Annotated in this window: 7 protein-coding genes; 5 read left to right on the top strand and 2 right to left on the bottom strand. The window is 58.0% G+C overall.

What is annotated here, in order from left to right:
• Together HMPREF9538_RS23235 and lrp are read right to left on the bottom strand one after the other, a co-directional pair.
• The coding region (locus HMPREF9538_RS23235) for a DNA translocase FtsK 4TM domain-containing protein (RefSeq protein WP_009484120.1) at positions 1-1,277 on the bottom strand (1,277 nt) is incomplete at its 3' end.
• Positions 1,278-1,412: 135 nt separating this feature from the next.
• The gene (gene lrp, locus HMPREF9538_RS23240; RefSeq protein ID WP_000228469.1) at positions 1,413-1,907 is read right to left on the bottom strand and encodes a leucine-responsive transcriptional regulator Lrp; all 495 of its coding nucleotides are present in this window, start codon (positions 1,905-1,907) and stop codon (positions 1,413-1,415) included.
• A 532-nt stretch (positions 1,908-2,439) separates the two neighbouring features.
• Here lrp and trxB point away from each other — a divergent pair.
• The 5 genes from trxB to infA all read left to right on the top strand — a co-directional run bounded on the left by trxB (position 2,440) and on the right by infA (position 8,329).
• Positions 2,440-3,408, top strand: coding sequence for a thioredoxin-disulfide reductase (gene trxB / locus HMPREF9538_RS23245; protein WP_016831268.1), 969 nt, complete (start codon positions 2,440-2,442; stop codon positions 3,406-3,408).
• Between the two features lie 114 nt (positions 3,409-3,522).
• The gene (gene cydD / locus HMPREF9538_RS23250) at positions 3,523-5,289 is read left to right on the top strand and encodes a heme ABC transporter permease/ATP-binding protein CydD (RefSeq protein WP_002898017.1); all 1,767 of its coding nucleotides are present in this window, start codon (positions 3,523-3,525) and stop codon (positions 5,287-5,289) included.
• Positions 5,290-7,011, top strand: coding sequence for a heme ABC transporter ATP-binding protein/permease CydC (gene cydC / locus HMPREF9538_RS23255; protein ID WP_009484119.1), 1,722 nt, complete (start codon positions 5,290-5,292; stop codon positions 7,009-7,011).
• A 44-nt stretch (positions 7,012-7,055) separates the two neighbouring features.
• Positions 7,056-7,757: a leucyl/phenylalanyl-tRNA--protein transferase gene (gene aat, locus HMPREF9538_RS23260; RefSeq protein WP_002898014.1), complete on the top strand. Its 702-nt coding sequence runs from the start codon at positions 7,056-7,058 to the stop codon at positions 7,755-7,757.
• Positions 7,758-8,110: 353 nt separating this feature from the next.
• Positions 8,111-8,329, top strand: coding sequence for a translation initiation factor IF-1 (gene infA / locus HMPREF9538_RS23265; RefSeq protein WP_001040187.1), 219 nt, complete (start codon positions 8,111-8,113; stop codon positions 8,327-8,329).
• Positions 8,330-8,412: the final 83 nt, after the last annotated feature.

Raw genomic sequence — 8,412 nt, 5'->3', positions numbered from 1 at the left:
TGATAGGCCTGCGGCGCAGGTTGACCGGCACGCGGATCGTAAACCGGCTGTTGATACGGCGCTGGCTCAGGCTGATACGCCTGCGGTGCGGTTTGCCCCGCTGGCGGCTGATAAGCAGCCTGCTGGAACGGAGCGGGTTCAGGCTGATAGGCCTGCTGCGGCGGATAGCTGGCTTCCGGCTGATAAGCTGGCGCAGCGCCGTGATGGCCCACCGGTGATTCTGCCCACGCCTGCGGCGCGGCAGTAGCCGCCGCCGCTGCGCTTACCGGCTCAGCGATACTGTGGCCATTCAACAACGGATCGTAAGGGTCGAAATCGCCCGGGCGCACGGCGCTGGCGCCGGAGAACAGCCCATCATCCTCTGCGGGACGCGCGGCGCTGGCGCCGGAAAACAGTACATCGTCGGCGGCAACAGGCGCCCCGCTGGCGCTGTATTGCACCACCTCTTCGCCGTCATCCATCCGTTTGCCGGAGAAAAGCGCAGCGTCGGTTTTACGCCCCATAGGGTTGGTAAACTTCTCGGCCAGACGCTTACGCCGCGCCAGCGCGCTGCGTAAGATACGGGCGCGACGCGATTCCTGCGGCCTGGCCGCCTCTTCGTCGTCGTACTCTTCCTCGTCGTCTTCGTATTCGCCTTCATCGACCCAGGTATCATCCCGACGGGTACGGTTGCTGGCAAAGGTGAGAACGGACAGGATGCCGCCGCCCAGCTTTTCCGCAATGCTGACCCACGACCAGCCGGTGAACAGCGTCAGCCCGGCCGCCCAGATACACAACAGGGCGATGGTGCCGCCGCTGCTGTGCAGCAGGGGTTGCAGCGTGGTGCTCAGCAGGCTGCCGATCACCCCGCCGGAGGCGAAGTACCAGATATCATCGGCGTTAATCGCCGCCAGACCACAGGAGGTCAGGATCAGGGCTAACGCACCGATGAGGCGAAGGGAAACGGCAAAATAATCAATGTATTCGTCGTTTTCCTGATGCCGCCAGGCAAACCAGCATCCGCCGATGATGATCACCGGGATGGTGTAGGCCATGACGCCAAAAATGAAAAAGAGGGTATCGGCAAGCCACGCGCCGGGGGCGCCGCCTAAATTATGAATAGGCTCATGCCATGCCGTTTGCGACCAGCTGGGGTCCGAGGGGTTAAAGCTCAGTAGTGCCGCCATCAGCCAGATGGCGAAGAGGGAGCAAAGGATGAGCATCGCCTCAAGGAGTCGGCGCCCGCTGCTGAGTTTGGTTAGTTTGACTTCTTTGTCTTCGGTGTATTCCTGGCTCAAGAAAGGCTCTCCAGGTATCAGGCTGTTTCCTGCCTGCTGCTAAAACGGACAACAGCGCCGGGTCTCCCCGGCACTGTTGCTGTATGGATTAACAGGAGTGTAATCAAACTACGTCGAGTTTGCACCTGTTCCGTGTTAGCGCGTCTTAATAACCAGACGATTACTTTGCTTGACTTCTTCCATTACCACGTAGGTACGGGTGTCGTTAACGCCCGGCAGGCGCAGCAAGGTCTCGCCCAGTAATTTACGATACGCTGACATATCCGGTACACGGGTTTTCAACAGATAGTCGAAATCACCGGAAACCAGATGACACTCTTGAATTTCTTCAAGTTTTTGCACTGCGGCGTTAAATTGCTCAAACACATCCGGTGCGCCACGATTCAGAGTAATCTCAACAAATACCAGAAGTGATGCATCCAGATAATGCGGGTTGAGCAGCGCCGTATAGCCCTGAATAAAACCCTGTCTTTCAAGACGACGCACACGCTCAAGGCAAGGCGTCGGAGAAAGTCCCACCCGTTTAGAAAGCTCGACGTTAGAAATTCGCCCATCTTTTTGCAATTCATTCAGGATGTTACGATCAATGCGGTCGAGATCTTTGCCAGGGCGCTTCTTGCTATCTACCATTATTATTGTCTCTCTGTATTCCTTCCCTACTCCTGTTCCGGCTCTGAGCCTTCACTGCCAGAGCCCATCCTGTTATCACCCGTACGACATTGGGTAACCCAGGGGTACGTGAGAAGCCCGTTGCCTGACGGCAGTCACCGACATCACGCATGGCGTCTGTCCACACCATGCGTAGATTTCGTTAACCCGGATAAAAATGGCATTTGCGTGCATGAAAATTCGCCGCACGCTAAATACTGCTTTTCTTCTTCCTTGAATGTTTTCGCAAAAGCACAGGTGATTGTCAAAGCAAAACATCGATTTTTAGTACAAGATGCCAGATATTCATCATCCGCCCTGGTTGATTCTCATTTTTTCGTCTTATAATTGTCCCGCCGACAGTAGAAATAGTTATATTCCTTGCCGGGAAAATCACCAATTCATTGGCAGCTTCTATTGCACACATCGTTAACAAAATCGCTGTGCTCTTTTTTTACGACAACAAATTCCCTACAATCCCAGCCCAATGTATGCCAATTATTATGGGGATCTCATGGGCACAGCCAAACACAGTAAACTGCTTATCCTTGGTTCTGGACCTGCGGGATACACCGCGGCGGTCTATGCCGCACGCGCCAACCTGCAGCCGGTGCTGATCACCGGGATGGAAAAAGGCGGTCAGCTGACCACCACGACGGAAGTGGAAAACTGGCCAGGCGATCCGAACGATCTCACCGGTCCGCTGCTGATGGAGCGCATGCACGAGCATGCCGCAAAATTTGAAACCGAGATCATTTTCGACCATATCAGCCGCGTCGATTTGCAAAACCGCCCGTTCCGTCTGACAGGCGACAGCGGCGAGTACACCTGTGACGCGCTGATCATCGCCACCGGCGCTTCCGCCCGTTACCTGGGCCTGCCTTCCGAAGAAGCCTTCAAAGGCCGCGGCGTTTCCGCGTGCGCTACCTGCGACGGATTCTTCTATCGCAACCAGAAAGTGGCGGTGATCGGCGGCGGCAACACCGCAGTGGAAGAGGCTCTGTATCTGTCGAATATCGCCTCTGAGGTACACCTGATCCACCGTCGCGATTCCTTCCGTGCGGAAAAAATCCTCATCAAACGCCTGATGGATAAAGTGGCAAGCGGCAACATCGTGCTGCATACCGAGCGTACCCTCGAAGAGGTGACCGGCGACCAGATGGGCGTCAGCGGCCTGCGCCTGCGCGATACCAAAAACAGCGACAATGTCGAGTCCCTGGAAGTGGCTGGTTTATTTGTCGCCATCGGCCACAGCCCGAACACCGCCATCTTTGAAGGCCAGCTGGAGCTGGAGAACGGCTACATCAAAGTGCAGTCCGGTATCCACGGCAATGCGACCCAGACCAGCATCCCGGGCGTGTTCGCCGCCGGCGATGTCATGGACCATATCTATCGTCAGGCCATCACTTCTGCGGGCACCGGCTGCATGGCGGCGCTGGATGCGGAGCGTTACCTCGACGGTTTGGCTGACGCTTGCAAATAATCTTTACAAGTCAGTAACAAAGGTAAAGAAGGCGACGAAAAGTCGCCTTTATTTTTGCTGCGATGTAACATTGCCGTGCCCAATACTCCGATAACGACACCTGCAAAGCGCGCAATGAATAAAACCCGTCAACAAGAGTTAACCCGCTGGTTAAAACAGCAAAGCATTATCTCCCGTCGCTGGTTGATGATTTCCCGCCTGCTTGGCGTGGCGAGCGGTCTGCTGATCGTGGCGCAGGCCTGGTTCCTGGCGCGGATCCTGCACCGGATGGTGATGGAGAATATTCCAGCGACCGCCCTGCTGCTGCCGCTCACGCTGCTGGTGCTGATCTTTGTACTACGCGCCTGGGTGGTCTGGCTGCGTGAGCGGGTCGGCTTTCAGGCCGGGCAGCATATTCGCTATGAAATTCGCCGCCAGGTTCTTGACCGCCTCCAGCAGGCAGGCCCGGCGTGGATCCAGGGCAAACCGGCCGGCAGCTGGGCAACGCTTATTCTTGAGCAAATCGACGACATGCACGACTATTATGCCCGCTACCTGCCCCAGATGACGCTGGCGGCCTGCGTACCGCTGCTGATCGTTATTACTATTTTTCCGATTAACTGGGCCGCCGCGCTGATCCTTCTCGGCACCGCCCCGCTGATCCCGCTTTTCATGGCGCTGGTCGGGATGGGCGCCGCCGACGCCAACCGGCGTAACTTCCAGGCGCTGGCCCGCCTCAGCGGCCACTTCCTCGACCGCCTGCGCGGCATGGAAACCCTGCGTATTTTTCATCGCGGTCAGGCAGAAACCGATAATATTCGCGACGCCTCGCAGGATTTTCGCCAACGCACCATGGAAGTCCTGCGTCTGGCCTTCCTCTCCTCCGGGGTTCTGGAGTTTTTCACCTCCCTCTCCATTGCGCTGGTAGCGGTGTATTTTGGCTTTTCTTACCTTGGCGAGCTGAACTTCGGCCACTATGGCGCGGGCGTCACGCTGATGGCGGGATTCCTGACGCTGATCCTCGCCCCGGAATTTTTCCAGCCGTTACGTGACCTGGGTACCTTCTACCATGCCAAAGCTCAGGCCGTGGGCGCCGCAGACAGCCTGAAAACGTTTATGGAAACGCCGCTGACCCAGGTAGAGCGTGGCGAGAAAACGTTAAATGACAACGATCTGATTAGCGTGGAAGCGCGCGACCTGGTGATCAAATCTCCGGAAGGTAAAGTTCTGGCGGGGCCGCTTAATTTTGCGCTGCCCGCCGGCGCTCGCGTGGTGCTGGTCGGCCAGAGCGGATCCGGGAAAAGCTCTTTGCTGAATACACTGCTCGGCTTTCTGCCCTATGAGGGGTCGCTGATGGTCAACGGCGTAGAGCTGCGCGAGCTGGACGCTGAGCGCTGGCGCCGCCTGCTGAGCTGGGTAGGACAGAATCCGCAGTTGCCTGCCGCCACGCTGCGGGAAAACGTGCTGCTGGCGTGGCCCGAAGCTAGCGAAGCACAGCTTAGGCTGGCGCTGGACAAGGCCTGGGTCAGCGAGTTTATCGCCCTGCTGCCGCAGGGGATCCATACCGCCGTAGGCGATCAGGCGGGGCGTCTGTCGGTAGGCCAGGCGCAGCGTATCGCGGTCGCCCGCGCGCTGTTGGTGCCGTGCCGCCTGCTGCTGCTGGATGAACCTGCCGCCAGCCTTGACGCCCATAGCGAACAGCGAGTCATGCAGGCCCTGACCCACGCCTCCAGTGAGCAAACCACGCTGCTGGTCACCCATCAGCTTGAGGGGCTGGCCGACTGGGACGACGTCTGGGTGATGCAGGACGGACAGATTATCGAACAAGGCGACTACGCCACGCTGGCCCGTGCTGGTGGGGTCTTCTCGGCGCTGCTGGCCCATCGTCAGGAGGAGATTTAAATGCGCGCACTTTTACCCTATCTGGCGCTCTATAAACGCCATAAATGGATGCTGCTGCTTGGCGTCGTGCTGGCCATTGTGACCCTGCTGGCCAGCATCGGCCTGCTGACGCTCTCCGGCTGGTTCCTCTCCGCCTCAGCGGTGGTGGGCGTCGCCGGGATCTACAGTTTTAACTATATGCTGCCTGCCGCGGGCGTTCGCGGCGCGGCAATTATCCGTACCGCCGGGCGCTACTTTGAGCGCCTGGTCAGCCACGACGCTACCTTTCGCGTGCTGCAGCACCTGCGCGTTTTCACCTTCAGCAAACTGCTCCCCCTCTCTCCGGCGGGGCTGGCGCGCTTTCGCCAGGGTGAGCTGCTCAACCGGGTGGTAGCCGACGTTGACACCCTGGATCATCTCTACCTGCGGGTCATTTCGCCGCTGGTCGGCGCGCTGGTGGTGATTGTGGTCGTCACCTGCGGATTAAGTCTGCTCGACGTCACCCTCGCGCTGACGCTCGGCGGTATCATGCTGGCGACCCTGCTGGTTATGCCGCCGCTGTTCTATCGCGCAGGTAAGCCAGCCGGCGAAAGTATGACGCAGCTGCGCGGCCAGTATCGCCAACAGCTCACCGCCTGGCTGCAGGGTCAGGCGGAGCTGATGGTATTTAACGCCAGCGACCGCTACCGCGCACAAATGGAAAAGACCGAGCTGAGCTGGCAGGATGCACAGCGGCGCCAGGCCGAGCTGACCGCGCTTTCGCAGGCGGTAATGCTGTTAATCGGTGGCATCGCCGTGGTGGCCATGCTCTGGCTGGCCTCAGACGGCGTCGGCGGCAATAGTCAGCCCGGGGCGCTGATCGCGCTATTCGTATTCTGCGCGCTGGCGGCTTTTGAAGCCCTGGCGCCAGTCACTGGCGCTTTCCAGCATTTAGGCCAGGTGATGGCCTCCGCGCGGCGGATCTCGCAGATTACCGACCAGCAGCCGGAGGTCACCTTTGTCGAAGATGAAGCCAGTCCGCCAGCGCAGGTGGCCCTAACGCTTCAGGAGGTCACCTTCCGCTATCCTCAGCAGCCCTCCCCTGCCCTGGAGAATATTTCCCTGCAGATTGCCGCCGGAGAGCACATCGCCATTCTTGGCCGGACCGGCTGCGGAAAATCGACGCTGTTGCAGTTGCTTACCCGCGCCTGGGACCCGTCACAGGGAGAGATTCTGCTCAACAATCAGCCGCTCTCCGGCCTCAGCGAAGCCACTCTGCGGCAGGCAATGAGCGTAGTGCCGCAGCGCGTGCACCTGTTCAGCGCCACCCTGCGCGACAACCTGCTGCTGGCGGCGCCTGAAGCGGATGACGCTCATCTCAGCGCTACCCTTGAGAAGGTGGGCCTCGAAAAACTGCTGCAAGATGGTGGTCTTAACGGCTGGCTGGGCGAAGGCGGGCGTCAGCTCTCCGGCGGCGAACTGCGCCGACTGGCCATTGCCCGCGCGCTGCTCCACGATGCGCCGCTGATGCTGCTCGATGAACCGACAGAAGGTCTGGATGCGGCCACCGAAAGCCAGATCCTGCATCTGTTGGCAGATGTCATGCGCGACAAAACCGTGCTGATGGTGACCCATCGCCTGCGGGGCCTGGCGGGTTTTAATCAGATAATAGTCATGGACAACGGCCAGATAATTGAGCAAGGTAGTCACGCGGAGCTGCTCGCTAAACAGGGCCGGTACTTCCAGTTTAAACAGCGTCTGTAGGCTATTCTATTATCTAATTTTTGCTGATGCGTATTGAGGTTAAAATGCGTCTGGTTCAGCTCTCCCGGCACTCTATCGCCTTCCCCTCTCCGGAAGGCGCCTTGCGAGAACCTAATGGCCTGCTGGCGCTCGGCGGCGATCTGAGCCCCGCGCGGCTGCTGATGGCCTATCAGCGTGGTATTTTTCCCTGGTTTTCCCCTGGCGACCCGATCCTCTGGTGGTCGCCCGACCCCCGGGCGGTACTTTGGCCAGAGCAATTCCATCTCAGCCGCAGCATGAAGCGCTTTCATCAGCGTTCGCCCTACCGGGTCACGCTCAACCACGCCTTTGGCGAAGTGATTGAGGGCTGCGCCAGCGATCGTGACGAAGGCACCTGGATAACCAGCAGTATCGTTCGCGCCTATCACCAGCTGCATGAGCTGGGTCATGCCCACTCCATTGAAGTCTGGCAGGAGAATACCCTGGTGGGAGGAATGTACGGCGTAGCGCAGGGAGCGCTGTTTTGCGGCGAATCGATGTTTAGCCGGGCGGAAAATGCCTCCAAAACCGCGCTGCTGGTATTTTGCCAGGACTTTGCGCACAGCGGCGGTAAATTAATTGACTGTCAGGTACTGAACAACCATACCGCGTCATTAGGCGCAGTGGATATTCCCCGCCGCGATTATCTGGACTATCTGTCGGTATTACGCGGCTACCGACTGCCCGAGCGATTTTGGGTGCCGCGGGTGCTATTTCCTGGCGGATAATAAAATGTTTTCAGCACATTTTGCGTCAGGATGGTATAATTGCGCGGTAGAGTAGCTTCTGCCTGTTGCCCCGCCGCCGTTTGGGAATAATAAGAGTCAGATAACGCCCATCGTTCTGTCACTCCCCTTTACGTTTGCGCCTGTCACGCGGCATGGCCGTGTGTGTCCCGGGCAATGCGCCAAAACTACTTCGGCGATTCATACCCGTCATATTTCCGTAGCCGCTGCGCTGACTATGCGCCTTGCGGCAAGGTGAATGATTCAGGGTAGATACGTAAAACTTTACTTACATGATGAACTTCGGCATTATCTTGCCGGTTCAAAACTACGGTAGTGATACCCCAGAGGACTAGATGGCCAAAGAAGACAATATTGAAATGCAGGGCACCGTACTTGAAACGTTGCCTAACACTATGTTCCGCGTAGAACTGGAAAACGGTCACGTGGTAACCGCGCATATCTCCGGTAAAATGCGTAAAAACTACATCCGCATTCTGACGGGCGACAAAGTGACTGTTGAGCTGACCCCGTACGACCTGAGCAAAGGCCGCATTGTCTTCCGTAGTCGCTGATTGTTTTCGCCCTTAAGGCGTCAGATGCTGAAGGCCGGGATAATTCCCGGTCTTTTCATTTCTGCCGTCAGCAAAAAAAAAAA

This window comes from Klebsiella sp. MS 92-3, from assembly GCF_000195655.1.
Taxonomy (GTDB): Bacteria; Pseudomonadota; Gammaproteobacteria; order Enterobacterales; family Enterobacteriaceae; genus Klebsiella; species Klebsiella pneumoniae.
The sequence above is the reverse complement of the archived record's forward strand: the minus strand, read 5'-3'. Positions and strand labels throughout refer to the sequence as shown.